This is a genomic window from Actinomycetospora sp. ABD4_176 (genome assembly GCF_056311855.1).
In genome coordinates this window covers 3,554,156-3,578,526 of the sequence record NZ_CM149974.1, presented here as the reverse complement: position 1 = coordinate 3,578,526, position 24,371 = coordinate 3,554,156, and the positions used below count along the sequence as shown (strand labels likewise).

General features: G+C 74.4%; 25 protein-coding genes. 15 read left to right on the top strand and 10 right to left on the bottom strand.

Annotation, left to right across the window (positions count from 1 at the left end; all coding sequences use genetic code 11):
- Positions 1-72: 72 nt before the first annotated feature.
- Both ACYX4T_RS17380 and ppk2 read right to left on the bottom strand, forming a co-directional pair.
- On the bottom strand, positions 73-1,065 hold the full coding sequence (locus ACYX4T_RS17380) for a rolling circle replication-associated protein (RefSeq protein WP_476010548.1): 993 nt from the start codon (positions 1,063-1,065) through the stop codon (positions 73-75).
- 1,176 nt (positions 1,066-2,241) lie between these two features.
- The gene (gene ppk2 / locus ACYX4T_RS17375) at positions 2,242-2,994 is read right to left on the bottom strand and encodes a polyphosphate kinase 2 (RefSeq protein WP_476010547.1); all 753 of its coding nucleotides are present in this window, start codon (positions 2,992-2,994) and stop codon (positions 2,242-2,244) included.
- A gap of 137 nt (positions 2,995-3,131) precedes the next feature.
- On the opposite strand from ppk2, the gene ACYX4T_RS17370 reads away from it, so the two are divergent.
- Positions 3,132-4,073 (top strand): NADP-dependent oxidoreductase, encoded by a 942-nt coding sequence (locus tag ACYX4T_RS17370; protein ID WP_476010546.1) that lies wholly within the window; start codon positions 3,132-3,134, stop codon positions 4,071-4,073.
- Here the strand turns inward: ACYX4T_RS17370 and ACYX4T_RS17365 are convergent, their stop codons facing one another.
- On the bottom strand, positions 4,074-4,499 hold the full coding sequence (locus ACYX4T_RS17365) for a winged helix-turn-helix transcriptional regulator (protein ID WP_476010545.1): 426 nt from the start codon (positions 4,497-4,499) through the stop codon (positions 4,074-4,076).
- 93 nt (positions 4,500-4,592) lie between these two features.
- Here ACYX4T_RS17365 and ACYX4T_RS17360 point away from each other — a divergent pair, with 93 nt between their 5' ends.
- Together ACYX4T_RS17360 and ACYX4T_RS17355 are read left to right on the top strand one after the other, a co-directional pair.
- Positions 4,593-5,186 carry a TetR/AcrR family transcriptional regulator gene (locus ACYX4T_RS17360; RefSeq protein ID WP_476010544.1) on the top strand — a complete coding sequence of 198 codons (594 nt, stop codon included), beginning with the start codon at positions 4,593-4,595 and terminating at the stop codon, positions 5,184-5,186.
- A 57-nt stretch (positions 5,187-5,243) separates the two neighbouring features.
- Positions 5,244-5,615 carry a DoxX family protein gene (locus ACYX4T_RS17355; protein WP_476010543.1) on the top strand — a complete coding sequence of 124 codons (372 nt, stop codon included), beginning with the start codon at positions 5,244-5,246 and terminating at the stop codon, positions 5,613-5,615.
- Here the strand turns inward: ACYX4T_RS17355 and ACYX4T_RS17350 are convergent.
- Positions 5,606-6,895 carry a hypothetical protein gene (locus ACYX4T_RS17350; RefSeq protein ID WP_476010542.1) on the bottom strand — a complete coding sequence of 430 codons (1,290 nt, stop codon included), beginning with the start codon at positions 6,893-6,895 and terminating at the stop codon, positions 5,606-5,608. The two genes, ACYX4T_RS17355 and ACYX4T_RS17350, sit on opposite strands and share 10 nt — an antisense overlap.
- Positions 6,896-7,084: 189 nt before the next feature.
- On the opposite strand from ACYX4T_RS17350, the gene ACYX4T_RS17345 reads away from it, so the two are divergent.
- The 5 genes from ACYX4T_RS17345 (at position 7,085) to ACYX4T_RS17325 (ending at position 12,719) form a co-directional block, all read left to right on the top strand.
- A complete protein-coding gene (locus ACYX4T_RS17345; protein ID WP_476010541.1) occupies positions 7,085-8,893 on the top strand; it encodes an L-lactate permease in 1,809 nt (602 codons plus the stop codon).
- Positions 8,894-9,047: 154 nt separating this feature from the next.
- On the top strand, positions 9,048-9,470 hold the full coding sequence (locus ACYX4T_RS17340; RefSeq protein ID WP_476010540.1) for a DUF6069 family protein: 423 nt from the start codon (positions 9,048-9,050) through the stop codon (positions 9,468-9,470).
- 30 nt (positions 9,471-9,500) lie between these two features.
- Positions 9,501-9,848 (top strand): YciI family protein, encoded by a 348-nt coding sequence (locus ACYX4T_RS17335; RefSeq protein ID WP_476010539.1) that lies wholly within the window; start codon positions 9,501-9,503, stop codon positions 9,846-9,848.
- A gap of 10 nt (positions 9,849-9,858) precedes the next feature.
- Positions 9,859-11,052: an RNA polymerase sigma factor gene (locus tag ACYX4T_RS17330; RefSeq protein ID WP_476010538.1), complete on the top strand. Its 1,194-nt coding sequence runs from the start codon at positions 9,859-9,861 to the stop codon at positions 11,050-11,052.
- 65 nt (positions 11,053-11,117) lie between these two features.
- A complete protein-coding gene (locus tag ACYX4T_RS17325) occupies positions 11,118-12,719 on the top strand; it encodes an IS1182 family transposase (protein ID WP_476010294.1) in 1,602 nt (533 codons plus the stop codon).
- Between the two features lie 165 nt (positions 12,720-12,884).
- On the opposite strand, the gene ACYX4T_RS17320 is transcribed toward ACYX4T_RS17325, so the two are convergent.
- Entirely contained in the window at positions 12,885-14,312 is a 1,428-nt protein-coding gene (locus tag ACYX4T_RS17320; RefSeq protein ID WP_476010537.1) for an amidase, read from the bottom strand.
- Positions 14,313-14,466: 154 nt separating this feature from the next.
- On the opposite strand from ACYX4T_RS17320, the gene ACYX4T_RS17315 reads away from it, so the two are divergent.
- Positions 14,467-15,405 (top strand): helix-turn-helix transcriptional regulator, encoded by a 939-nt coding sequence (locus ACYX4T_RS17315; protein WP_476010536.1) that lies wholly within the window; start codon positions 14,467-14,469, stop codon positions 15,403-15,405.
- On the opposite strand, the gene ACYX4T_RS17310 is transcribed toward ACYX4T_RS17315, so the two are convergent.
- A complete protein-coding gene (locus tag ACYX4T_RS17310; RefSeq protein WP_476010535.1) occupies positions 15,395-17,002 on the bottom strand; it encodes a bile acid:sodium symporter family protein in 1,608 nt (535 codons plus the stop codon). The genes ACYX4T_RS17315 and ACYX4T_RS17310 overlap by 11 nt on opposite strands.
- Before the next feature lie 98 nt (positions 17,003-17,100).
- On the opposite strand from ACYX4T_RS17310, the gene ACYX4T_RS17305 reads away from it, so the two are divergent.
- The 4 genes from ACYX4T_RS17305 (at position 17,101) to ACYX4T_RS17290 (ending at position 18,853) form a co-directional block, all read left to right on the top strand.
- Positions 17,101-17,328 (top strand): hypothetical protein, encoded by a 228-nt coding sequence (locus ACYX4T_RS17305; protein WP_476010534.1) that lies wholly within the window; start codon positions 17,101-17,103, stop codon positions 17,326-17,328.
- 88 nt (positions 17,329-17,416) lie between these two features.
- Positions 17,417-18,124: a thermonuclease family protein gene (locus ACYX4T_RS17300; protein WP_476010533.1), complete on the top strand. Its 708-nt coding sequence runs from the start codon at positions 17,417-17,419 to the stop codon at positions 18,122-18,124.
- Between the two features lies 1 nt (position 18,125).
- Positions 18,126-18,482 carry a hypothetical protein gene (locus ACYX4T_RS17295; protein WP_476010532.1) on the top strand — a complete coding sequence of 119 codons (357 nt, stop codon included), beginning with the start codon at positions 18,126-18,128 and terminating at the stop codon, positions 18,480-18,482.
- Entirely contained in the window at positions 18,479-18,853 is a 375-nt protein-coding gene (locus tag ACYX4T_RS17290) for a hypothetical protein (RefSeq protein WP_476010531.1), read from the top strand. The genes ACYX4T_RS17295 and ACYX4T_RS17290 overlap by 4 nt, the downstream gene beginning before the upstream one ends.
- 48 nt (positions 18,854-18,901) lie before the next feature.
- Here ACYX4T_RS17290 and ACYX4T_RS17285 read toward each other — a convergent pair whose 3' ends face one another.
- The 4 genes from ACYX4T_RS17285 to ACYX4T_RS17270 form a co-directional block, all read right to left on the bottom strand.
- Positions 18,902-19,057 carry a DUF6131 family protein gene (locus tag ACYX4T_RS17285; protein ID WP_274203808.1) on the bottom strand — a complete coding sequence of 52 codons (156 nt, stop codon included), beginning with the start codon at positions 19,055-19,057 and terminating at the stop codon, positions 18,902-18,904.
- A gap of 131 nt (positions 19,058-19,188) precedes the next feature.
- Positions 19,189-20,136, bottom strand: a complete 948-nt coding sequence (locus ACYX4T_RS17280) for an ATP-binding protein (protein WP_476015298.1) — start codon at positions 20,134-20,136, stop codon at positions 19,189-19,191.
- Between the two features lie 2 nt (positions 20,137-20,138).
- Positions 20,139-20,480, bottom strand: coding sequence for an STAS domain-containing protein (locus ACYX4T_RS17275; RefSeq protein WP_476010530.1), 342 nt, complete (start codon positions 20,478-20,480; stop codon positions 20,139-20,141).
- Positions 20,480-22,357, bottom strand: a complete 1,878-nt coding sequence (locus ACYX4T_RS17270; protein WP_476010529.1) for a SpoIIE family protein phosphatase — start codon at positions 22,355-22,357, stop codon at positions 20,480-20,482. Before ACYX4T_RS17270 ends, ACYX4T_RS17275 begins: the two co-directional genes overlap by 1 nt.
- A 256-nt stretch (positions 22,358-22,613) precedes the next feature.
- On the opposite strand from ACYX4T_RS17270, the gene ACYX4T_RS17265 reads away from it, so the two are divergent.
- Positions 22,614-23,033 carry a YciI family protein gene (locus ACYX4T_RS17265; RefSeq protein ID WP_274232927.1) on the top strand — a complete coding sequence of 140 codons (420 nt, stop codon included), beginning with the start codon at positions 22,614-22,616 and terminating at the stop codon, positions 23,031-23,033.
- 48 nt (positions 23,034-23,081) lie between these two features.
- On the top strand, positions 23,082-24,371 hold the full coding sequence (locus ACYX4T_RS17260) for an RNA polymerase sigma factor (RefSeq protein WP_476015297.1): 1,290 nt from the start codon (positions 23,082-23,084) through the stop codon (positions 24,369-24,371).

Here is a 24,371-nt window from a genome sequence, read left to right as displayed (position 1 = left end):
CCGCCAAGCGTAGACGGACGAACTAAACCACTTGAGGTCGAGACCGGTAGAGGAACAGCTGGCGGGACAAGCTTATAGCTGGGGCCAGCTGGTCGGCTCGGCGGCTGCCAGACAGCGTGAGAGCGCCGAGGCGAACACTGGCCCATGGTTGAGAGCAATCCAGCCGCGGTTGCCGTTGGTCATGAGGCGTACGCGGGAGCGGGACTTGCGGAGCCGGACGCGGCCGGTGCGGGAGCAGGTGCGCGGCTTCCAGGTCTGCTGCGCGCGGCGCTGGGCGCGGGCCCAGCGGCGGGCGATGCGGCCGGCCTGGACGCCGTCCTCGGGCCGGACAGCGATGGTGCGGGTGGCCCGCTCGAGGTTCCAAAGGCCCCAGAAGCGACCGGGGCCGTGACCGGGCTCGCGCCACTCCGCCGGGACCTCGTGCTGGTACTCCTTCGCCGCCATCAGCCCGTGCTTCGTGAAGTACGCCGCGACCCGACGCGGGTCAGTGGCACGCAGGCCCTCGGCGTAGTCCAGCGCCGTCCCGGCCAGCTCGTGGCGGCGACGCTGCTCCGGATCGGGATGGTCGACGACGCCGGCCCACGCCGACGAGAGCCAGACCGCGAAGCGCTCACCCGTGGTCTTCGCGAGCCCGTGCGGGGGAGTGCAGAGCATGTGCACGTGCGGCGCGCCCCGACGCTGGAACTCCAGCTTCCACACGCACGACCAGTCCTCGCCCCACGCGCGCAGGTAGCGCTTCCGCAGCGCCTTCATGTGCCGCTTCAGGTCCTGCCCCGTCGGGACGACGGTCAGCCAGTCGCCCGGATAGGTCAGCGTCACCATCGCCGGCAGCCGGCCGTCCCGGTAGAGCGGCGTGTAGTCCAGCTCGCACAGCCGGCGCGTCATCCGGTTCCGCGACTTCCGCGACCACGCCGTGATCGACGAGCGCGGCGGCGGCTTCTCCGGCCACTCGCCGGTCGCGAGGTGCGCCGCGACGTCCTGGTCCACGTCCTTCACGTGCGCGTGGTGCGCCCGCTCGCCCGTGCGCTCCCGGCGGGACCAGTCGTGGCAGGCGACCGCGAACATCCCCGGTCCGACCGTCAGCTCCCAGCGCGGACCCTCCGCAAGCGTCCCCGGCTCCTCGGTGACCGCGGGCAGCAGCGCGGCCGCGGCGTCGACGAGCTCGGGGGAGGGGAACCGAGGCGACCACAGCGACCCCGGGTCATCCGGAACGACCGGAGCCGGTTCCTGGGCCTCCCGGCCCGATATGGCACATAGAACAAGCCCGGGCGGCCGGCCCTCGGCTGGCGCCGGGGCAGCGGCCGGGTCGGACGCGGCCGGCTTCCGCCGGCCGCTCCTGTCTTCGACCCGCGCCGGCGGGCCGGCCTTGCCTCCCACGGCCGCCACCGACGACAGGGAGGGAGCGGGCGCCGGCGTGTACGTGCGCCACGGATCAGGCAGGGAGCGCCAGGACGACGGCCGGGTCATCGGACGCCGCCGGGACGCGTGGTGGTGCCCTGGTTCGTCCTCCGGAGGCCAGGCGCTCCGCCCTGGACCCGGGCACCACCAAGGGAGGGGTCGACGCGGACGGGCAGGCGTGCGGCGGGGAGGTGGTCGCGGCGGTGTCTCTCCCTCGCCGGCGCTTCCGGGGTCTGACAGCCCGGTCGCCCTCCCGCAAGGGCCACGGCGGAGCTCCAGGCGTCACCGAGGACGGACGGTGTGGCCCTTGCCCTCGCGCGCCCGACCTGTCCGAGGCGACCCCGCGCCGCCGAGGGAGAGCCCCCGAAGCGCAGGCGTGCGGTGAGCAGACGGTTGTCGTGCCGATGGAGAAGGTGGAACATGGCCGGCCTCTCGAGAAGGCCGACCGGGGCGCCGAAGCGGCGCGGTCAGGGCGTGCGGAATCGCCGGCGGGAGGGTCTCCCGTCGTTGCAGCAGTCGTTGCAGTTGTCCCGCGAACCGTCCTCGTTCAGGGGTGTAAACCGCGACAAGAACCCCAGCTCAGGGCCGGGATGGAACACCACGAGTGCGCCGAGCGGGTGCCTCGTAATGCGTAGGTCGTCGGTTCGATTCCGACAGGCGGCTCCACCCTGACCAGCAGGTTTCCCTCTCAGGAAGCCTGCTCCCGGTCGGCGTCGTGGCCGGAGTCGTTGCGCTTCCGTGCCGCCGGCCGACAGCGGGCATCCGGCTCGCCGCTCAGGGGCCGTCGAGCAGCGTTGCCGCGTGGTCGGGGACGGCGCGGGCGAGCTCGCGGGGCGGGCGGACCTAGCCGTCACCCGGCGGGCGGGCCGGCAGCTTCAGGGTCGGCGGCTCGGTCCGCGTCCACGGGACCGTGTCGAGCAGGTGGGCGATCACGTTCAGTCGAGCACGGCGCTTGTCCTCCGACTCCACGATCGTCCACGGCGCGACGTCGGTGTCGGTCGCGGCGAGCATGTCGTCCCTGGCCCTGGAGTAGTCGTCCCAGCGGCTGATCGACTCCAGGTCCATCGGTGAGAGCTTCCAGCTCTTGAGCGGGTCGGCGAGGCGTTCGCGGAAGCGGCGCTCCTGCTCGTCGGGGCTGACCGAGAACCAGTACTTTCTCAGCACGATCCCGTCGTCGATCAGCATCTCCTCGAAGATCGGGCACTGCCGCAGGAAGCGGTCGTACTCCGCCGGCGTGCAGAAGCCCATCACGCGCTCGACGCCGGCGCGGTTGTACCAGGAGCGGTCCAGCAGCACGATCTCCCCGGCCGCCGGGAGGTGCGCGACGTAGCGCTGGAAGTACCACTGCGTGCGCTCGCGCTCGGTCGGCGTGGGCAGGGCGACGATGCGCGCGACGCGGGGGTTCAGGTTCTCCACCACGCGCTGGATGGCGCCGCCCTTGCCGGCGGCGTCACGTCCCTCGAAGATCACGACGAGCCGCGCCCCGGACGCCTTGACCCACTCCTGCATCCGGACCAGCTCGCCCTGCAGGCGCACCAGCTCGGCCTCGTACAGCTTCTTGGGGAAGCGCTTCGGCCTCTCCGCAGACGTCGTCATCGCCCTGCCCCCAGATCTCGGATACCGGCACCATCGTGGGCCAGGTCGCGGCCGGCCACGTCTCGGACCTCCAGATGACCAGGGCACCTCGAGGTGCGCTCTGCCCCGTGGAGCCGGTCGTTCCTAGCGTCGTGGGCATGCTCTCCCTCATCGCCACGGGCTTCGGTGGTCCCGAGGTCCTCCAGGTCCTTGACCGGCCCGAACCCGACCTCGGTCGCCACGACGTCCGCGTCCGGGTGGCCGCCGCGACCGTCAACCCGATCGACCTGTCGACGCGCGCGGGCCGTCTCGTCGAGGCCGGCCTCGCGAGCCCCACGACCACCGTGGGCCTGGGGTGGGACCTCGCGGGGGAGGTCGTCGCCGTCGGCGCCGCTGCGGGCGACGTCACCGTCGGACAGGCGGTGATCGGCCTCCGGGACGTCCTCGTCGCCCCGGGCGCTCAGGCCGAGACCGTCACGGTGGACGGGTCCGCACTGGCGCCGGCCCCGCGCGGGTGGACCTGGGAGGAGAGCGCGACGCTCCCGCTGTGCGGGCTGGCGGCTCTCGGTGCGCTCGAGGACTCGGGTGTGCGGGCCGGCGACACCCTCCTGGTCACCGGCGCGGCAGGCGCCGTCGGCGGCTTCGTCCTCGAGCTCGCCCGCGACCGCGGCATCACCGTCGTCGCCGCCGTGCGGGCCGGACAGGTCGCGAGGGCTCGGGAGCTCGGCGCCCACGACGTCGTCGTGGTGCCGGACGAGACCGGCCGGCTCGGGATGGCGGTCAGGGATCGATGGCGCGGCGGCGTGGATGCCGTGGTCGACGCGGCGCTCCTCGGGATCGAGGCGCACGAGGCACTCCGGTCGGGCGGGACGTTCGTGACCCTGGTCCGACCGTTCTCCCCTCCGCCGATCCGCGGGACGCGGGTGGTGGTCCACGAGGTGAGAGCCGACGGGCGCGCCCTCTCGGGGCTCCGCCGTCTCGCCGACCTCGGCCGGTTGTCGACCCGTGTCGCGCAGTCGCTGCCCCTGACCGAGGCCGCCCGGGCCCACGAACTCCTCGAGGCCGGTGGTCTCGACGGGAGGGTCGTCCTGTATCCGTGATCAGTCCCGGAACGCGGGGCCATCCGCGGAGGCCCCGGTGTCCCATGCTTCCCTGGCTGCCGCCACCTCGGAGGCGTGCCGTTCCGCCCAGGCGAGCACCTCCCGCTGCAGGGCGAGGAACGATCGGCCGAGCGGGGTCAGCCGGTAGTCGACCCTCACCGGGTTCGCGAGGACGCTCCGTCGCTCGACCAGGCCGTCGCGGCGCAGCCGGCGCAGGGTCTCGACGAGCACCTTGCGCGTGATCCCCGGGAGCCGGCGTGAGAGCTCGCCGGGGCGCAGGGCCCCGTCGGCGAGCGCCTCCACCACCAGCGTGGTCCACCGGCCGCCGAGCAGGGCCAGGACCTGGTGGCCCGGGCACTCGGCCAGCTCGGCGAGGTAGGCCTCGGCGGCCCGCCGCCGACGCTCGACGGCATCGATGGTCGTCACGTGTGGGGCCTCCCCCGTCATCACGGAGCGCGGTCAACGCTGTTGACATCCACCACTGTCGTCGCGAACGTGGACGCGCACAAGGAGGGCGACGTGGGCGAACCGGGGAGACGCAGCCGGTCGGCCGCCGACACGCGTGACCGCATCCGTGCCGCGGCCGTCCGTCGTTTCGCGTCCGACGGCTACCGGGGCACGACGGTGCGTGCGGTCGCGGCCGACGCCGGCATCGACCCCGCTCTGGTGGTGCGCTACTTCGGCTCGAAGGACGGGCTCTTCGCCGCGGTGACCGAGGTCGACCTCCGGATCCCGGACCTGGGTGCGGTCGACCGGACCGAGGTGGGGTCGGTGCTCGTGCGGGCGTTCCTCGTGCGCTGGGGCCCCGACGAGGAGGGACGCGCCCTCCTGCACCTGCTCCGGGCCGCGGTCCACGACGAGCGCGTGGCCGCGCGGGCCCGCGAGGTGTTCGACACGCAGGTCGCCGAGGCCCTCGGCGCGGTCGTCGAGGACCCCGCCGAACGCCGCATCCGTGCGGCGCTGGTGACCAGCCAGTTGCTGGGCCTCCTGCTCTGCCGGTCGGTGCTCGGCCTCACCGAGCTCGTCGGCACCCCGCCGGAACGCCTCGTGGAGCTCGTCGCCCCCACCGTGCAACGCCAGCTCACCGGTCCCCTGGTCGCGAGCGACGGATGACCGTCGCCGAGGTCCACAGCGGCCGCCCCGGTCCGAACCGTTCCACCTGGACGACCCATGACCCCTGATCCCGTCTGGCCGGTGCTGATCCTCGCCGCCGTCCAGCTCGGCGACGCGGCCCTGTGCCGGCGGCCCGTCGCCTTCGTCGCTCGATGCCTGATCGACGTCGGCTTCCCACGTCGGTGGTGGTTCGTCCTCACGCCGCTGAAGACCGCCGCGGCGCTCGGGCTGCTCGCGGGCCTCGTCGTGCCGTGGTTGGCCCTGGTGACGTGCCTCTGTCTGGTCAGCTACTTCGTCGTCGCCATCGTCATGCACGTCCGGGCCGCCGACCTGGGGCGCAACCTGTTCCTCAACGCGAGCGGCATGCTGGTGCTCTGCGCCGCCGTGACCGCCCTGTCCTTCGGTCCGTGGACGTCGAGCTACTGGTAGGTGACGAACACCGGCGGCGGGGACAGGCCGAGGGTCTGTTCCGGGCTGAGCATCGGGGTGTCCTCGTCGTAGAACAGCTTGAAGCCGGGGTGGAGGTGCTGGGGACGTTGCAGCTCGCCGTACTTGGCGAGCTTGTCCGGCGGCGCCCCGAACCCGTCGATGTGCTGGACGACGGCGAGCTCGGGCGGGGTCGCGATCGTGTCCGGGTCCCCGATCATGTCCGGGGTGAACTGGTGGAGCACGAACATCTTCTGCGGCAGGTGGTTGGCGCGCACCAGCTCGGCGAGCCAGGTGGACACCTGGTTGATCTCCGCGGCGGTGACGCTGCCGATGACCTGACCCGGCACCTCGCCGGGCGCCATCCGCCACTCCGGGTCGAGCGCGAGGCTCACGTCGGGTTCGGCGAGGAACGGCTCCCAGCGCTTCGCGACGGTCAGGAAGTCGCTGCTGCCGGGCTGGAGGTCCAGCACGACCAGCTGCCCGTGGGCCCGTGCGACGTCGATGTAGCGGCGCACGGCGGCCGGGTCGACGTCGTGGGAGTAGTTGCCGTCCGGCCCCGGCGCGCCGTCGGCGACCGTCGCGATGATCTCCATCGCGGGCTGGACCTCCCGATCCGGCGTCGCGAACGCCGCGGCGGCCCGGTCGAGCCGGTCGGCGGCCTGCTCGGGGGTGCCCTCCCCGAGGACGCCGAGCAGGTCGGTGTCGGGGGTGCCGTAGAAGGCGACGACCCGGTGTCGCGGGAAGATCGTCGTGCCGCCACCGGGGAGCTCGAGCTGCGCCCGGCCCGCCGCCGGGAGGGGCCCGCGGTCCGCCGGCCCCGAGCCCGCCGCCGCCGATGCGGGTCCGTCGTCCCCGCCCGTCACGGTGATGACGACGGCCACCAGGACCGCGACCAGCAGGGCGGCCAGGACGACCACGACTCGCCGGCCGACCAGGACCGGCCGGTGCTCCGGCGGCGCCGCCGCGGGCTCCGGCGACGCTGCCTCGCCTGCCTCGCCCGGACGCGCGGCTCCGGCCGTCGTCAGCTCATCGTCGTGCTGCTCGTCGGCATCGGGCTCGTCGGGCTCGGGCTCGTCGGGGTCGGGCTCGTCGGCATCGAGGTCCTCGACCTCGGGGGACGGGCTGCTCGCCTCCGCGACCTCCGCGGACGCCGACGCGGCCCCGGGGGAGGGACCGACCGTCACGCTCGCGGGCCCGCCCCAATCCCCGGAGCCGGGGCGGGCGCCCGGGGCCACCGAGCCGAGGACGCGACCGGCCGTGGCGCGGAGCAGCTCTGCCACCGCGTGTCCCCCTGCCGGCAACCGACGCCCTCCCACTCGGGCGCAGGCGCGCCTCGTCGGATCTCACGGTAGGTCGGGGAGCACTCGATCGTGTGACGCCACGCGCGAGCAGCTCGATCGCTCCCGATCTGACGATACGTCCCTTTTCTGCCACGATCTCCGGTCACGACGACGTGAAGGGTGGGGCACGTGGACAATCTCGGCGTACTCAGCGTGCTCGCTCTGGCGCCCATCCTGGTGGTCGCGGTCCTCCTGGTGGGTTTCCGGTTGCCGGCGAAGTACGCGATGCCCTTCGGGTTCGTGGTCGCCGCCCTGGTCGGCGCGTTCGCCTGGCAGATGCCGGGGGTCGCGATCCTCGCGTCGGCCATCGAGGGCCTGATCATCGCGCTCGGCCTGCTCTTCATCATCTTCGGCGCCCTGCTGCTCCTCCAGACGCTGACGCAGAGCGGGGCGCTCGCCACCATCCGCGCCGGCTTCACCAGCATCAGCCCCGACCGGCGCGTCCAGGCGATCATCATCGGCTGGCTCTTCGGGTCGTTCATCGAGGGCGCTTCCGGGTTCGGGACGCCGGCCGCGGTGGTCGCGCCGCTGCTGCTCGCCCTGGGCTTCCCGGCCCTGGGCGCCGTGCTGGTCGGGATGGTCATCCAGTCCACGCCGGTCAGCTTCGGCGCGGCCGGCACGCCCGTGCTCACCGGCGTCGGTGAGGGGCTCGCCGGGGATCCCCAGGTCGCGGCCCGCACCGCGGAGCTCGGGGTGGACGCCGAGGGGTACCTCGCGCAGATCGGGTTCCAGGTCGCGGCGCTGCACGCCGTGGCCGGCACGCTGATCCCGCTGTTCATGGTCTGCCTGCTCACCCGCTTCTTCGGTGAGCGGCGCAGCTTCGCCGACGGCCTGGGCGTGGCGCCGTTCGCGATCTACGCGGCGTTCGCGATGACCGTGCCCTACGTCGTGGTCGCGGCCCTCCTCGGGCCGGAGTTCCCCGCGCTGCTCGGGGGACTGATCGGGCTCGCGCTGGTGATGTTCACGTCGAGCCGCGGGTTCCTCATGCCGAAGGAGGTCTGGGACTTCCCGCCGCGCGAGCGCTGGCTGGACCGGTGGATCGGCACGATCGAGCCCGACACCTCGGTCGCGGACTCGCGGATGTCGATCGTGCGGGCCTGGACGCCGTACGTGCTCGTGGCGCTGCTGCTCGTGCTCTCGCGGACCATCGAGCCGATCAAGGACGGGCTGCAGTCGATCGCGGTGGGTCCGTCGGACATCCTCGGCACCGGCATCAGCGAGGAGCTGGAGGTCCTCTACTCGCCGGGCGCGGTGTTCCTGGTCGTCTGCCTCATCACCTACGCCCTGCACCGCATGAGCGGGCGCCAGATCGCGACCTCGTGGTCGGTCTCGGGCCGCCAGCTCCTGGGCGCCGCGGTCGCGCTGCTGTTCGCGCTGCCGCTCGTCCGCATCCTGATCAACTCCGGACCCGAGTACAACACCTCGGGCCTGGAGAGCATGCCGCAGACCCTGGCGCTCGGCGCCGCCACCGTCGCGGGCGGGGCGTGGCCGCTGTTCGCGCCCTGGATCGGCGCGCTGGGGGCGTTCGTCGCCGGCAGCAACACCGTCTCCAACCTGACGTTCTCGCTGTTCCAGTTCGCGACGGCGCAGAACATCGGCGTGGTCCCGGAGACCGTCGTCGCCGCCCAGGCCGTCGGCGGCGCCGCCGGGAACATGATCACCGTGCACAACGTCGTCGCGGCCTCCGCGACGGTCGGTCTGCTCGGGCGCGAGGGCGACGTCATCCGGATGACGATCATCCCGATGACGTACTACTGCCTGCTCGCCGGCGGGTTGGCGTACGTCGTGCTCTACGGCGTCGGGTTCAACGTCGGCACCCTGGTGCTCCTGCTGGTCATCGCGACGCTGGTGGCCGCGGTCGTCGCGGGTCGTCGACGACGGGTGCCGACGACCGAGCACGAGGTGGGCGCCGGGTCGAGCCGGTCGGAGGACGCGTAGACGCGACGTGCTCGACGAGCAGCCGGCGGGGCGCGCCACTGCTCCCGCGACCGCCCAAGATTTTCTCCGGGACGTGTCGAAAAGCGGTCGGCCCCGTTCGTCGCGGAGGTGAGGGACCGGCACCGGGCCGGTCACCGCACCACCGGAGGCCGCCATGTCCGTCACCACCGCCGCCCACGCCGCCACGACCGACACCCGGGCCGTCGAGAAGACGCCCCTGGTCGTCGACGGCCTGAAGGCCGCCGCCGTCGCCGGCGCGGCGACCACGACCGTCGCCGCCGCGGCCGACGCCCTCGGGATGAGCCCGGTCGTCGGCGGCGCGCCGATCCCCGCGTTCGGCTTCGCCGTCCTGACCGTGATCTTCTCGGTGGTGGGCCTGATCCTCGCTCTCGTCCTCGCGGTCGCGGCGCGTCGCCCCCGCACGGTGTTCGTGCGGACGACGATCGTGCTCACCGTGCTGTCGCTGGTCCCGGACGTCACCGCGGACGCGACCACGACGACGAAGGTGCTGCTGATGCTGACCCACGTCGTCGCGGCCGCCATCGTGATCCCGGCGATCGCCCGCCGCCTGTCCTGACCAGGAGCCGACGAGACCGAGGAGCGAGACGTGCACTACCTGATGGGTGTCCGGCTCGACGAGAGCGTGCCCCAGCCGACCGGCGCCGAGCTCGACGAGCAGATGGCCCGGATCGACGTGGTCAACGACGAGATGAAGGCGGCCGGGGTCTGGGTGTTCGGCGGCGGGCTGCTGTCGTCGGACAGCACCACGGTCGTGCGCGTGGAGAACGGCGGCACCACCGTCACCGACGGGCCGTTCGCCGAGACGAAGGAGCAGCTCGGCGGGTTCTACGTCATCGAGGTCGACGACCTCGACCAGGCGCTCCGCTGGGCCGAGAAGGCCGCCGAGGCGTGCGGGGTCCCCATCGAGGTGCGCCCCTTCGGCGGCATCGCCTGAGTGCGGACCCGTGGACGCCACCGACCTCACGAGCGTCTACCGCGCCGAGTACGGCCGGTGCGTGGCGACGCTGACGCGCCTGCTCGGGGACCTCGGGCTCGCCGAGGAGGCCGTCCAGGACGCGTTCGCGACGGCGGTCGACACCTGGGGCGACGCGCCCCCGAGGAACCCGGGCGCCTGGATCGTCACGACCGCCCGGAACCGGGCGATCGACCGCCTGCGCCGCGAGTCGACGCGGGAGGCCCGGCACGCCCAGTCGCTGCTGCTGCGCGAGGCCGACGACGAGGAGGTGGGACCGGTGCGCGACGACCAGCTCCGCCTGATCTTCACGTGCTGCCACCCGGCCCTGTCGCCGCTCGCGCAGACCGCGCTCACCCTGCGGTTGCTCGGCGGGCTGGAGGTGCCCGAGATCGCGCGGGCGTACCTGGTGGGCGAAGCGACGATCTCTCAGCGGATTGTGCGCGCCAAGAAGAAGATCCGCGACGCCGGCATCCCCTACCGTGTGCCCGAGGCCGCGGAGCTCCCCGCCCGCCTGGCGCCGGTGCTCGCGGTGCTCTACCTCGTCTTCAACGAGGGCTACACCGCGACCTCGGGCGAGCTGGTGCGGACCGACCTCAGCCGCGAGGCGATCCGCCTGGCCCGCGCGCTGGCCGAGCTGATGCCCGACGAGCCCGAGGTCATCGGCCTGTTCGCCCTGCTCCTGCTCGTCGAGGCCCGGCGACCGGCGCGGGTGGGGCCGTCGGGCGAGCTGGTGGTGCTCGCCGAGCAGGACCGCTCGCTCTGGGACCGGGAGCTCATCGCCGAGGGCCACGAGCTCGTGCGCCGCTGCCTGCGCCGCGCCCAGCCGGGGCCCTACCAGTTGCAGGCCGCCATCAACGCCGTGCACACCGACGGCCCGGCGACCGACTGGACGCAGGTGCTCGCCCTGTACGACCAGCTGCTCGAGCTCCAGCCGACCCCGGTCGTCGCGCTCAACCGGGCGGTCGCCGTCGCCGAGGTGCACGGGCCGGGGCCGGCCCTGGCCCTCGTCGACGAGCTGGACCTCCCGGACTACCACCTGCTCCCCGCCACCCGCGCCGACCTCCTCGCCCGCCTCGACCGCGCCGCCGAGGCCGCGACCGCCTACGACGAGGCCATCGCGCTGGCCACCAACGACACCGAGCGCGCCTTCCTCGAGGGCCGGCGGGCGCGTCTCGAGACCTAGGAGACTGCTGAAGAAGTCAGCGCGTCGAGGCTGGTGGTCGGCGGGTGGGCTGGGATCCTTGTCGGGTGCAGGGTCGCTCTGATGATCAGCGTGAGTTGCTGGATGTGGAGTCGGTCGCCGGGCATTTGCTGAAGCCGGGCAGCGTGTTCGCGTTCCTGGCCGCGCATCGGGCCCGGCTGTTCGCCCCGGAGCTGTTCGCCGACCTGTTTCCCACCCGCCGCGGCCGGCCGAGTGTGCCGCCGGAGGTGGTGGCCACGGTGCTGGTTCTGCAGGCCCTGCACGGCCTGTCGGACCGGGAAGCTGTCGAGGCACTCACGTTCGATCTGCGGTGGAAAGCCGCCTGCGGGCTGGCGATCACCGACACCGCGTTCGACGCCTCGACGCTGACCTACTGGCGACGCCGGCTGGCCGCCTCGAACAGCCCGAACCGCATCTTCGAGACCGTCGCCGCGGTGGTCGCCGAGACTGGTGCGGTGGCGGGGAAGACCCGCCGGGCGCTGGACTCGACGATTCTGGATGACGCGGTGGCCCGCCAGGACACCGTGACCCAGCTGATCGCCGCGATCCGCCGGGTCGCCCGCGACGTCGGTGCCGGCGCCGAGGTCGTCACGGCGGTCACCACGAGCGGGCATGACTACTCCCACCCGGGCAAGCCGCAGATCGCCTGGGACGACCCCGCGGCCCGTGACGAGCTGGTCTCCGCGTTGGTCAACGACGCGTTGGCGGTACTCGCCGAGCTGGAGACGCGCCACCCCGGCGGGGCCGGGCTCGACGAGCGCGCCAGTCAGGCGGTGGCGTTGTTGGCGCTGGTCGCCGGGCAGGACGTCGAGCCTGCCGAGGGCTCCGATGGCACCGACGGGCGCTGGCGCATCGCGACCAAGGTGGCCCCGGACCGGGTGATCTCCACCGTCGATCCCGACACCCGCCACGCGCACAAGTCCCGGGAGCGCCGCCAGGACGGCTACCGCGCGCACGTGGTGGTCGAGCCCGACACCGGGCTGATCACCAACACCAGGCTCACCCAAGCCTCGGGCCCGGACAACAGCGACGCCACTGTCGGTATCGCCCTGCTCACCGGCGACCCCAACCTCGAGGCCGCCGCCAGCGAGCCGGGCGAGGCGCTGGAGGTGCTGGCCGACTCGGCCTACGGCACCGGCGACGCCCTGGCCGCGCTCGCCGCGGCCGGGCACACCGCGGTGATCAAGCCGTGGCCGCTGCGCCCGACCGTCCCCGGCGGGTTCACCATCGACGACTTCACCCACGATCCGGCCGCGAGCACCATGACCTGCCCGAACGGGATCACCCGCCCGATCACTGCGAGCGGAGCAGCGATCTTCGGGGCGCACTGCCGCGACTGCCCACTGCGCGCGCAATGCACCACCGCCACCTACGGGCGCACCCTGCACCTCGGGCCGCACCACGCGCTGCAACGAGCACACCGCGCCCGGGCGAGCACCCCCGAGCACCTCGAGTCCTACCGTCGGCACCGGCCCATGGTCGAGCGCTCCATCGCCTGGCTGACCCGCGGCAACCGGCGCGTCCCCCACCGCGGCGTGGTCAAGAACAACGCCTGGCTGCACACCCGCGTCGCCGCGCTCAACCTCCGCCGAATGATCACCTTCGGACTGCACCTCGACCACGGCCGATGGGCCCTGGCCGCAAGCTGATCCGAGGACCCAGCCGACTACCGGCCCGGCTACGGCCTCGACAGCCCATCAACAACCCGCCACTATCAGCGCCGGGCGGAGCGACCTCTTGTCGCACCCACGGGTGCTGACCGCAGCACGACTGCCGAGGCGCCCCGCCCACCAACCCACTTCTTCAGCGGGCTCCTAGAGCGCCGGGCGGCGGTCGGCCCAGGGGCGAGCCTGCTCGAGGTTCCCGGCGACCCGCAGGAGCAGGGCGTCCTGGTGGTGCCGGGCCGCGATCTGCAGGCCGACCGGTCGCCCGTCGGCCGTCGTACCGGCGGGCACGGTGATCGCCGGGTTGTTGAGCATGTTGTAGGGATAGGTCAGGAGCCAGTCCAGCAGCTGCTCGCGCAGCGACGCGCCGTCGAGCCACTCCGGGGCGAACTGCTCCAGGGGGAACGTGGCGCTGCACAGCGTGGGCGAGACGAGGACGTCGTAGTCGTCCATGAACGTCGTCCAGGTGTCCCACATGGCGCCGCGGAAGACGTCCGCGCGCCCCACGTCGACGCCGCGCAGCTCCTCGCCCTCCCGCATCAGCGTGATGAGGTTGTCGTCGACCTGGCCGCGCAGCGACTCCCAGTCGAGCAGGTCGTGCTCGGAGGCGAAGCCCGGCACCCAGATGCCGTGCCACATCGCCGTCGAGGCCTCGGCGGCCGTTCCCCAGCCGGGTGAGGCCTCGGTGACGGTGGCGCCGAGTCCCTCGAGGGCGGGCAGCGCGTCGCGGCAGACGGCCAGGACCTCGGGGTCGACGTGGCAGCCCAGGCCGAGGTCGGGGGAGAACGCGACGCGCAGACCGCGGACGTCGCCCTGGCCCGCGGTGACGTAGGACGACTCGACGCGGGGGATCGAGAGCGGGTCGGCGTGGTCGGCGCCCGCGACGACGTCGAGCATCAGCGCGTTGTCGGCGACGGTCCGCGTGATCGGGCCGTGGTAGGCCCAGGTGTAGTAACGGCCGGCGAGGATGGTCTGCGGGATGATCCCGGTGGTCGGCTTGAGCCCGACCACGCCGCACAGCGAGGCGGGGATGCGCACGGACCCCGCGCCGTCGCTGCCCTCGGCGAGCGGTCCGAGCCCGGCCGCGACGGCGGCTGCGGCGCCGCCGCTGGAGCCGCCGGCGGAGTGGCCGTGCTTCCAGGGGTTGTGGGTCGGGCCGAAGAGGTGGTTGTCGGTGCCGCCGTAGTAGCCACTCTCCGGGGTGTTGGTCTTGCCGAGGAACAGGCCCCCGGCCGCGCGCATCCGCCGGACGAACACGGCGTCGTCGGTGGCGACGTTGTCCTTCAGCGGCACCATCCCGAAGGTCGTCGGCAGGCCGGCGACGTTCGTCAGGTCCTTGATCGTGTACGGCACGCCGTGCAGCGGGCCGAGGTCCTCGCCCCGCGAGACGGCGGCCGTCAGTGCCGCGGCGTCGCGCTCGACCTGCTCGCGGTCGATGTTGATGATCGCGTTGAGCTGCGGGTTGGTCTGGTCGACGCGGTCGAGCACCGCCGTCGCGATCTCGGTCGGCGACAGCTCACCGGCGCGGACCTTCGCGGCCAGTTCCGTCGCCGGCAGCCAGCTGATTTCCTCGGACACGACGCCTCCCGCACCTCGTGGCCGCAGGGACGGCATCCCTGCGCTCGTCACCGGGACGGTAGGAACGCCGCGGCGCGCGGACATCGGTCGTTCGACAGATGCGGCCGATCGACCCACTCCCGTCCCGGTCACCGGCGGGCTAGCGTCGCGGTGCATGAGTGGGCTGCGGGCGGCGCGCGACCTGCGCGCCTTCCTGCGCCGATACGGCAGCCGCACGCCCGGCTCCGCAACCACGGTCGTGGCGGCCCTGCAGACGATCGTGCCGTCCGACTGCCTCGCCCTCTCGTCCTGGGACCCGGCGGCGCGTCGCCACCGCACGCTCGCGTCGACGTATCCGGCCGCCATGACGTCGTTCTTCGACCACGAGTGGCACCGCGACCCGCTGTTCCTGCTGCCGCGCCGCCGGCGGCAACCGGTGCGCATCCGCGACCTCGCCGTTCGCGAGCGCCACGGCGCGGTGTTCGACCGGCTCATCACGCCGTCGGGGTTCCGGGCGGGGATGACGCAGTGCCTGTACGCCGCCGACGGCCGCTACGTCGGGATGATCAACGCGAACGCGGTCGACGATCGGCTCGACGACGACGTCGTGCACCTCGTCGACCTGCTCTCGGCCGACCTCGCCGCCTCCGTCGACCCGGTCGTCGCGCCCGTGGCGCCAACGGCGCGTCTCGCCGACGGCGAGACCGAGGGCTTCCTCGTCGCCGACGACGGCACGGTGCGCCCGCTCTCGCCCGGGGCGCGTCCGGACCTGGGGCACGCGGTCCTCCCGCGCTCGACCGTCGCCCCGGGGGTGACGCGGCACCTCGTGGAGGGCGCCGACGTCCTCGCCGTCGACACGACGCGCAGCGGCGCCGGGACGGTCGTCCTCCACCGGTACGTCCCGCCGCCGGCGGGTCTGACGATCCGCGAGCTGCACGTCCTCGCCGCGGTCGCGGACGGCCTGAGCAACGCCGAGATCGGCCGCCGGTGCGGGATCAGCGCGCGGACCGTCGGCTCCCACGTCGAGCACATCCTGCGCAAGACCGGCACCCGCAACCGTGCCGAGGCCGCCGCGCGGGCCGTCGGGCTGGGGCTGGCGATCGTCAGGCCGTGACCGACGGCTCCCGCGTCGGGGCCCGCCGCGCGAGCACCCAGCCCGCCGCGGCGGCGAGCGGGAACATGACCACGCCGTACACCGCCGCCGGCACTGCGAGCCGCTCGTCGCCGAGCACCGTGAGCGCCACCGTGATCGCGAGCGTGCTGTTGTGGATCCCGACCTCGAACGCCGAGGCCACCGCCTGCCGGTACCCGACGCCGAACAGCCGCGGCACCGCGAACCCCGCGGCGAGGCTGCACAGGCAGAACAGGGTGGTGACGACGCCGACGTCGGCGAGGTAGGTGCCCAGGTTCTCCCGCTCGGCGAGCAGCGCACCGGCGATGACGAGGACGAGGACGACCGCGGAGAGGATGCGCACCGGCCGGTCGGCGCGGTCCGCCACCGCGGGCGCGAGCCGCCGCACGATCATCCCGAGGACCACCGGCACCAGCACGATCGCGAAGACCTGCAGGAGCTTGCCGAACTGCAGCCCGACCGAGCCGCTCTCGAGCGGGGGCCGGAACCAGGCGACGGCGAGGTCGACGATCACGGGCAGCGTGACGACGGCGAGCACCGAGTTGACCGCGGTCAGGGTGATGTTGAGGGCGACGTCGCCGCGGAAGAGGTGGCTGAAGAGGTTCGCCGTCGTGCCGCCCGGCGACGCGGCGAGCAGCAGCATGCCGACGGCCAGCACGGGCGCCAGACCGAGGGCGAGCACCAGCGCGACGCACACCGCGGGCAGCAGCACGATCTGGGTGACGAGCGCGACCGCGACGGCGCGGGGCTCGCGGCCGATGCGGGCGAAGTCGCCGACGGTCAGCGAGAGGCCGAGCCCGAACATGACGACCGCGAGGGCGAGGGGCAGGCCCACGGTGACCAGCGCGGTGTCCATCGGGCCTCCCGGGCGCAGCGACGTCGGTGTCGTCGGGGGAGATGCTCGGGCAATCCGGACGAGGCGGACAAGGGCCGGGGCGGTAAAGGCGTCGCGGGGCGCGGTGTCCCGGCCGACGATGGGCAGGTGCCGACCGACGACCTCGACCAGCAGCTCGCGCGCTGCGACGCGCTGAGCGTGGCCCGGCTGCTCGGGCGCGAGGCCCCGCACGCCGGCGACCCGGTGGGCTTCACGGCGACGCGGGTGCGGATCGCGGCCCTGCTGCTCGCCGCCTGGGCCACCGACCCCGAGATCCGGGACGCGCTGCGCCTCGTGTTCGAGGCCGCGGTGCCCGACCAGCGCGCCCTGCTCGCCCTCGGCGACATCGACACCTGGGACCGCGACGGCCGCCCCGCGCGGCGCTGGTGGGCGCAGGCGGCCGCCGGCCCGGACCCCGACCTCGCCGCCCTCGGGGCCTGGCGCGCCGCCCGCGCCGACGTGCGCGGCGGGCGCCGGGGCGAGGCGCTTCCGCTGCTCGAGCAGGCGAGCCTCGCCGGCATCGCCGAGGCGCCGGTGCTGCTCGGACGGCTCCTCGAACAGGAGGGCGACCACGAGGGCGCGGCCGCGGCCTCCCGGCGCTCGCGGACCGGGGAGGGCCTGCTGCGCCTCGCCGAGGAACGCCTGCGCGCCGACGACCTCGACGGCGCCGAACGCGAGCTCGCCGGCTTCCGCGCGGGGCCGCACCGTCCGACGTCGCCGACCAGCGCGCCTGGGAGCACGCGATCCGCGGGGAGATCGCGTTCGGCCGCGGCGACCTCGACCGGGCGCGCGGGCACTTCGAGGTGGCCGGGTGCGCGCCGGGCGGGTGGGACCGGCACGTCGGGCTGCGGCTCGCGCAGATCGCGGTGGCGGACGCCGACCCGGAGCTCGCCCACCACTGGACGAGCGAGATCGCCGAGGGGAACGACGCCGCGGCCGAGCAGGCCCGCCTGCTCCGCGCGCTCCACCGCGACCTGGTGGACGAGGGCGCGCGCCGCCTCGAGCAGGGATGCGACGAGGAGGAGGACTGACGGTGAGGGTGGGCCCGCCGCCGTAACGCCCCGGTCGTGGGCGGCGATCCGTCAGCACACGATCGACGCGGATCTCGGGGGGAGCACGGTGCGGCAGGCGCACAAGGTCTGGCTGGGGATCGCCGCGGCGGTGTTCGTCCTGGTCGCGGCCGTCGACCTCTCCTCCGGGACGTCGTCGACGCCCACCCGGGCGTCGTCGAGCTCGGTCACGGCCCCGACGACCACCACGGCGACCACCCGGCCGACCACCCGGCCGAGCGCACCACCGACCGCCGCCGCCCCGCCCACCACGTCGAGCGCGCCGGCGGGCGACAGCACGACGGTCACCGACGTGATCGACGGCGACACCATCGAGGTCTCCGGCGGCGAGCGGGTCCGGCTCCTCGGGATCGACGCCTGCGAGATGGGCACCCGTGGCGGGCGCGAGGCCAAGGACCTCCTCGAGGGCTTCGTCAGCAGCGGGCGGGTGCGGCTCGTCGCCGACGGCGCGCGCGACCGGGACACCCACGGCCGCCTCCTGCGGCGCGTCGAGACCTCCCCTGGCGGCTCGGACCTGGGCGAGCTGATGGTCATCGACCCGACGGTCGGGGTCTACGAGGGCCGCAACGACGCCACCCCGGAGTACCTCGCCGGGCTCCGCGCCGCCGACCAGGGCGAACGGCGCTGCGCCGGCACGCCGACCACGACGAGCAGCAGCGGCAGCGACGTCGAGGTGGAGATCGAGGACGACGACGACCGCGGCCTGCCCGACGGCGCGCTCACCGGCGGGTACTGCGCGCGCAAGTGGTGGTGCTGACGTGGCCCGGCGTCCGGACGCCGGCCCGGCGGCGGTGGTCGTCGCGGCGATCCTCGTGATCGGCGTGGCCCTGCTGATCGTGAAGTGGTTGCTGATCACCGCGGCGATCCTCGCCGTGCCCTTCGGCCTGTGGTGGGCGTGGGACCGCGCCCGGCAGGACCGGGACCGGCGGGACGCCGAGGCGCTCGCGGCGCGCCGCCGGGACGTCGAGTCGCGCGCGGTCCTCGACGCCGCCGGTGGGTGCGGGTGGTGCGGGATGCCGCGCGGGCACCGCGACCACCGCACCGGTGCGCGCGTCCCGCCCCGGGCCTACCACCGGCACGAGATCGAGCAGACCCTCGCCACGATCACGCAGTGAGCAGACGTCCGGTGCCGGCGACGACCCACGATCTGGTCGGCGGGAACATCCCGGTGCCCGCGGACCGTCCCAGGGACATGCAGCACCGCACCCCGCCGGCCCCGGCCGGCCTGGCCGACATCGCCGAGCTCGGCGAGCCGTGGGCCTCCGCCGCCTGGCACCACGCCGTCGCGATCGCGGCGGGCTGGCGGGGCGAGGCCCCGACCTGGACGCCGTGGGGCTACCCGCCGCCGGCGCCCGCGGCGTACCCGGCGCCCGTACCGCAGCACCCGGTGGTGCCGGCGCCGCGCCGCCCGGAGCCGGTGCACCGCGCCGTGGCGGCGCGGCCGGGGTGGACGCCCCCGCTCGGGGCGCTCCCGGTCCGGACATGACGACGCCGGCGCCCCCGGGAGGGGACGCCGGCGTCGGTGGGTCGAGCGTCAGAAGTACGTCTTGCGACCACCCACGCCGCGACCGGCGGCCCCCAGGAGGGTGAGCACGAGGCCGACGACGAGCAGGATCGCGCCGATCGTGTAGAGGATGGAGATCCCGAGCACGTAGCCCAGGATGATGAGGATGACGCCGAGGATGATCACTTCGGTCTCCTTGCTGGCGCGGGGCGCGTAGCCCGGCGCCGGCCGGGGCGGGGGCGCGGTCGCCGGCTACTCGACGACCGCCGCGCCGAGGAGACCGCACGGCGGGCGGAATGGGTGGGAGGTTCCGGGAACTAGTTCCCGAGTTCCACCCGGACGTGGGTCCCGTCCACCCCGGTCCAGAGGTGCAGCACGTCCGACAGCTGCCGGGCGAGCCACACCCCCCGGCCGCGCACCGAACGCACCGCCGGGCGGCGCAGTCCCGGCGTCGTCGTCGTCATGTGCCCGGTGTCGTCGATCTGCGCGACGACCTGGCCCGGCCGCGTCCACCACGAGACCGTCCCGGACCCGGGGCCGTGCTCGATGCTGTTGCTGGCGAGCTCGCCGACCGTCATGACACAGCCCTCGACCCGCTCCTCGTCCAGGCCTGCGCCGCGGGCCTGGGCCTTCGCCGTACGGCGGACCTCGCGCAGGGCGGCCACCCCCGCGAACGTCGTCTCCAGGTCGGCGGGCCCGAGCGCGGGTGCAGGGGGCGCGGGCACCGAGGCGAGCACGTCCTGCGGGGCGCGGTAGCGCGTGTTCGGGGTGGCGGTGGGCCCGCTGAACACCTCGGCGTGGTTCCACGCGAGGTAGCGGTCGGCGTCGTCGGAGGTCGTGGCGGTGTCGCTGAGACAGACGAGCGTGGCGGGCAGCCCGGCCAGGGCGAGGGTGGTGCTCGCGTCGACGATGCTCCACGCGTCCGCGGACCCGGCCGTGCTCCGGTCGCCGACGATGAGCGCCCCGCGGCCGTCGTCGGCCAGGGCACGCAGCCCCTCGGCCCGGCGCGAGGCCGTCGTCTGCCCGCTCCAGCTGTAGGGCCGGGCGGGGTCGTTGACGACGAGGCCGTCGTCCGTCCCCAGGTAGTCCTCGGCGAGCGTGCGGACGCGGTCGTCGGCGACCCACACCGCGTCGCCCCGGACCCGCGCGGCGTCGAGCAGCGGCGCGAGCGCGGCGACCAGCTCCTCGTCGTCGCGGTACACGACGCCGACGTGGCGGAACGGGTCGGGCGCCTCCGTCGGCGGGGCGGAGCGCTTGGGCGTCATGGTCACGGCGCCTCGCCGGCGTCGAGGACCTCGAGGCGGTCCGTGATCCCGAGGACGTCGAACACCCGGCGCGTGCGCCCGTGCCCGAGCCGCACCGCGAGCCGTCGGCCCGCCTCCCCGGCGCCCTGCTGGGCGAGCAGCACGAGACGCACCCCGCAGGAGTCGACGTACTCGAGCCGTGTCAGGTCCAGGACCAGGCACGGCGGGCCGTCCGCCTCGGCCGCGGCGACCTGGTCCTGCGCGATCGGCAGCGTCTCGTTGTCGAGCTCGCCGTGCAACGCGAGCTCGAGGTGGTCCGGGTGGGACGTGCGGTCGACGCGCAGCAGCGCCCCGGGCTCGGTCATCACGGCGCCGTCACCGCGAGCAGGGCCACGTCGTCGCGCAGGCGGCCGTCCTGGAAGTCGGAGACGGCCGCGAGGATGCCGTCGACGACCTCGTCGGCCGACGCGCCGGCGAGCGACGCGACGAGGTCGGCCAGCCGCTCGGGGCCGAAGAAGCCGTCGCGGCCGCGGGCCTCGGTGACGCCGTCGGTGTAGAGCAGCAGGAGGTCGCCGGGCGCGAGCCGCACCTCGGTCTCGGTGAGGTCGATGTCGGGGTAGACGCCGACCAGCGTGCCGGGCACGTCGACCCACGCCACCCGGTCGCCCCGCAGCACGAGCCCCGGCGGGTGCCCGCCGTTGACCAACGTGACCGTCACGCCGTCCGGGTCGACGGTCAGCGCGCCGTGGGCGACGGTCGCGAAGCGGGCGCGCGTGTCGCCCTGCTGGCGGCGCATCGCGGCGTTGAGCCGCCGCAGCACCGCCGCCGGCCCCAGACCGTGGCGCACCTCCGCGGCGATCGTGTGCCGGACGAACGCGGTCAGCGCGGCCGCCTCCGGACCCTTGCCGCAGACGTCGGCGACGGTCAGCGCCCAGCGGCCGCGCTCGGGGTCCTCGTGGACGTCGTAGAGGTCGCCGCCCACGAAGACCTCGGTGAGGTCCGGGCTCGGCGGGCGGTAGCGCCCGGCGCACGACACCCCGGGCACGGTCGGCAGCTCACCGGGCAGCAGCGCGCTCTGCAGGGTGCTTGCGACGAGGCGCTGCTGCTCGTAGAGCGCGGCGTTGTCGAGCGCGATCGCGGCGGTGGCGGCGAGCTGGCCGACGAACGTCAGGTCCTCGACGCCGAAGGTCTCGCCGGACTCGGCGTGCACCAACGTCAGCGCGCCCAGGCTGCGCCCGCGCACCAGCAGCGGCACGACGATCACCGAGCGCATCCCGAGGCCGCGGATCAGCGCGAGGTGGGTCGCGTCCACCGAGGCGGCGGCGAGCAGCTCGTCGGGGACCTCCGGCAGCACGACCGGCACGCCGGAGCGGGCGACGTCGACGGCGGAGTCGTGCTCGTCGGCGGTGCGCGGGTAGCGGCGCTCGAGCTCCTCGACGAGCTCGAGCTTCGCGGGGTCGGGGTGCGCCACGGCGACCTTCTCGACGCGCGAGCCGCGCACGAGGTGCACGGCCGACCAGTCGGCGATCGCGGGCACGGCGAGGTCCGCGAGCCGGCGCAGGCGCTCCTCCACCGACAGCGGGGCCTCCATCAGCCGGCTCGCCCGCGCCAGGAACGCCATGCGGTCGCGCTCGCGCTCGGCGGCCGCGCGGGCCTCGTGCTCGGCGGCGTAGAGGCGCGCGCGGTCGAGGGCCTGGGCGCACAGCGCGGCGACGGCGACGAGGAACTCGCGCTCGTCGTGGTCGAACGGCCGGGGCCGGTAGAAGCTGAAGACGACGGCGCCGAGGTCGCGGTCCTCGACGCGCAGCGGCAGGCAGGCGGTCGCCTCGTGGCCCTCGGACACCCCGTACGGCGCCATCTCCGGGTACCGCGCGTGCCACTGCCCGGCGTCCTCGAGCCACACCGGTTCGCCGGCGAGCACCGCGTCCGACATCGGACGGCCGCGCTGCAGGGACACCCGGGCGAAGCGCCGCGGCAGGTCGCCCGGGAACCCGCTGACGTGCAGCGCGTCCAGCACGTCCTCGCCGTCGCTTCGGGCGTAGGCGGCGCACCCGTCCGCGCCGATGAACGCGGCCGCCGTCGTCGCGGTGAGCCGGCCGATGTCGGCGGGCGTCAGGGCGCGGGAGAGCTGCTCGGTCAGCTGCTGGAAGCCGGCCGCGCGGGTGCGGGCGAGGGCCTCGGCGGTCTCGGCCCTCGCGGCCCGGCGTCGCGGCCGGGGCAGGCGGACCGGCGCGTCACCCATCCCGGGCCCCGCGCGGGAGCCGGGTCGCGACGGGGAGCACGCCGCCCGCGGCTACTCGCCGTGGGTCCTGCGTGGTCCCTGTCACCCCGGTGACCCTAGCGGCCGAGCCGATCCCCGACGCAAGAGGCGAAGCGGTGACGGACGGTGAAGCAGAGGTCCTCGAGATTTTTCCGGCGTCGTGTCGATCCGGGGGACCGCCGCTCGACCTGTGGCTGCCAGGGTCCGCTGCGGGACCCGAGAACCCAGGGAGACGACCGTGAAGTACATGCTGATCATGCGGGCGACGGACGAGGCCTACGCCGCGATGGCGGACGTGAGCATGGACGAGATGATCGAGCTGATGGGCCGGTTCCAGGAGGAGATGCTCCGGGCCGGCGTCCTGCTCGCCGCGGAGGGCCTCGAGGACCCGGCGGAGACCGTCGTCGTCGACCACGGCTCCGAGCCGCCGGTGGTCACCGACGGCCCCTACGGCGAGACCAAGGAGCTGTTCGGCGGCTTCTACCTGCTCGACGTGGCCTCGCGCGAGGAGGCCGTCGAGTGGGCCAAGCGTGCGCCGGGGACGGGGCCGGGCTTCAAGACCGAGATCCGCCGCGTCTCGTCGATCGACGAGTTCCCGCAGGACAACCCGTGGATCCAGAAAGAGCGGGCCTGGCGCGAGGCGACGGGGCAGCTGTGAGCGGGGAGCGCGGAGGCCGCGGAGAGCACGGAGACCATGGAGAGCGCGGTGGCCGACCCGACCGGCCGTGACGCCGTCGCCGCGGTCTGGCGCATCGAGTCGGCGCGGATCGTCGGTGCGCTCGCCCGCTACACCGGCGACCTCGCGCTCGCCGAGGACCTCGCCCAGGAGGCTCTCGCGGAGGCCCTCGTGAGCTGGCCGCGCGACGGGGTGCCGGGCGAGCCCGCGGGATGGCTGCTGACGGTCGGCCGGCGGCGCGCCATCGACGCGTTCCGCCGGCGCTCGGCGCGCGACGAGCGCTACGCCGCCCTCGCCCACCGGCTGGGCGAGGGCGGCGCGGTCACCGGGGCCGACCCCTCCCCGGAGCCGGACGACGTCCTGTGGGACCCGGACCGCATCGACGACGACGTCCTCGCGCTGATCTTCACCTCGTGCCACCCGGTGCTCTCCCGCGAGGCGCGGGTGGCGCTGACGCTGCGGGTGGTCGGCGGCCTGACCAGCGACGAGATCGCGCGGGCGTTCCTCGTCCCCACCGCGACCGTCCAGGCGCGGATCACCCGCGCCAAGAAGACCCTCGGCGCGGCCCGCGTGCCCTTCGCGGTGCCGCCGGTCGAGGAGCGCGCCGAGCGCCTGGGGTCGGTGCTGGGCGTCATCTACCTGATCTTCACCGAGGGGTCGACGGCGAGCTCCGGCGACGACCTCCTGCGCCCCGACCTCGCCGCCGAGGCCCAGCGCCTGGCGCGGGTGCTGGCGCGGCTCGTCGGTGACCGGCCCGGCGACCAGCCCGACGTGCACGGCCTGGTCGCCCTGCTCGAGCTCACCGCGGCCCGCTTCCCGGCCCGCACCGGGCCGGACGGCGAGCCGGTGCTGCTCGAGCACCAGGACCGCCGGCGGTGGGACGTCACCGCGATCGGCCGCGGGCGCGCCGCCCTCGCCCGCGCCGCAGGGCTCGGGCGGGGCCTCGGCGCCTACGGTCTGCAGGCCGCGATCGCCGAGTGCCACGCGGTCGCCCCGTCGGTACCCGAGACCGACTGGGAGCGCATCGTCCTGCTCTACGAGGCCCTCGGGCGGATCGCGCCGTCGCCGGTGGTCGATCTCAACCGGGCGGTGGCGGTGTCGATGGCCCGCGGACCCGCCGCGGCCCTGGCCATCGTCGACGAGCTCGAGGACTCGCCGACGCTCGCGTCGTCGCACCTGCTGCCGAGCGTGCGCGGCGAGCTGCTCACCCGGCTGGGTCGTCCGGACGAGGCGCGCCGGGCCCTGGAGCTGGCCGTCGCGCGCTGCGGCAACGAGCGCGAGCGGGACCTGCTGCGGCGCAAGATCGTCGATCTCGCGTAG

Excerpts from the sequence above, each read along its gene's own strand:
- ACYX4T_RS17280 (WP_476015298.1), bottom strand. The coding sequence starts at position 20,136 with ATGACGCCCAAGCGCTCCGCCCCGCCGACGGAGGCGCCCGACCCGTTC.
- ACYX4T_RS17355 (WP_476010543.1), top strand. The coding sequence starts at position 5,244 with ATGACCCCTGATCCCGTCTGGCCGGTGCTGATCCTCGCCGCCGTCCAG.
- ppk2 (WP_476010547.1), bottom strand. The coding sequence starts at position 2,994 with ATGACGACGTCTGCGGAGAGGCCGAAGCGCTTCCCCAAGAAGCTGTAC.
- ACYX4T_RS17370 (WP_476010546.1), top strand. The coding sequence starts at position 3,132 with ATGCTCTCCCTCATCGCCACGGGCTTCGGTGGTCCCGAGGTCCTCCAG.
- ACYX4T_RS17380 (WP_476010548.1), bottom strand. The coding sequence starts at position 1,065 with ATGTTCGCGGTCGCCTGCCACGACTGGTCCCGCCGGGAGCGCACGGGC.
- ACYX4T_RS17275 (WP_476010530.1), bottom strand. The coding sequence starts at position 20,480 with ATGACCGAGCCCGGGGCGCTGCTGCGCGTCGACCGCACGTCCCACCCG.
- ACYX4T_RS17315 (WP_476010536.1), top strand. The coding sequence starts at position 14,467 with ATGAGTGGGCTGCGGGCGGCGCGCGACCTGCGCGCCTTCCTGCGCCGA.
- ACYX4T_RS17340 (WP_476010540.1), top strand. The coding sequence starts at position 9,048 with ATGTCCGTCACCACCGCCGCCCACGCCGCCACGACCGACACCCGGGCC.
- ACYX4T_RS17270 (WP_476010529.1), bottom strand. The coding sequence starts at position 22,357 with ATGGGTGACGCGCCGGTCCGCCTGCCCCGGCCGCGACGCCGGGCCGCG.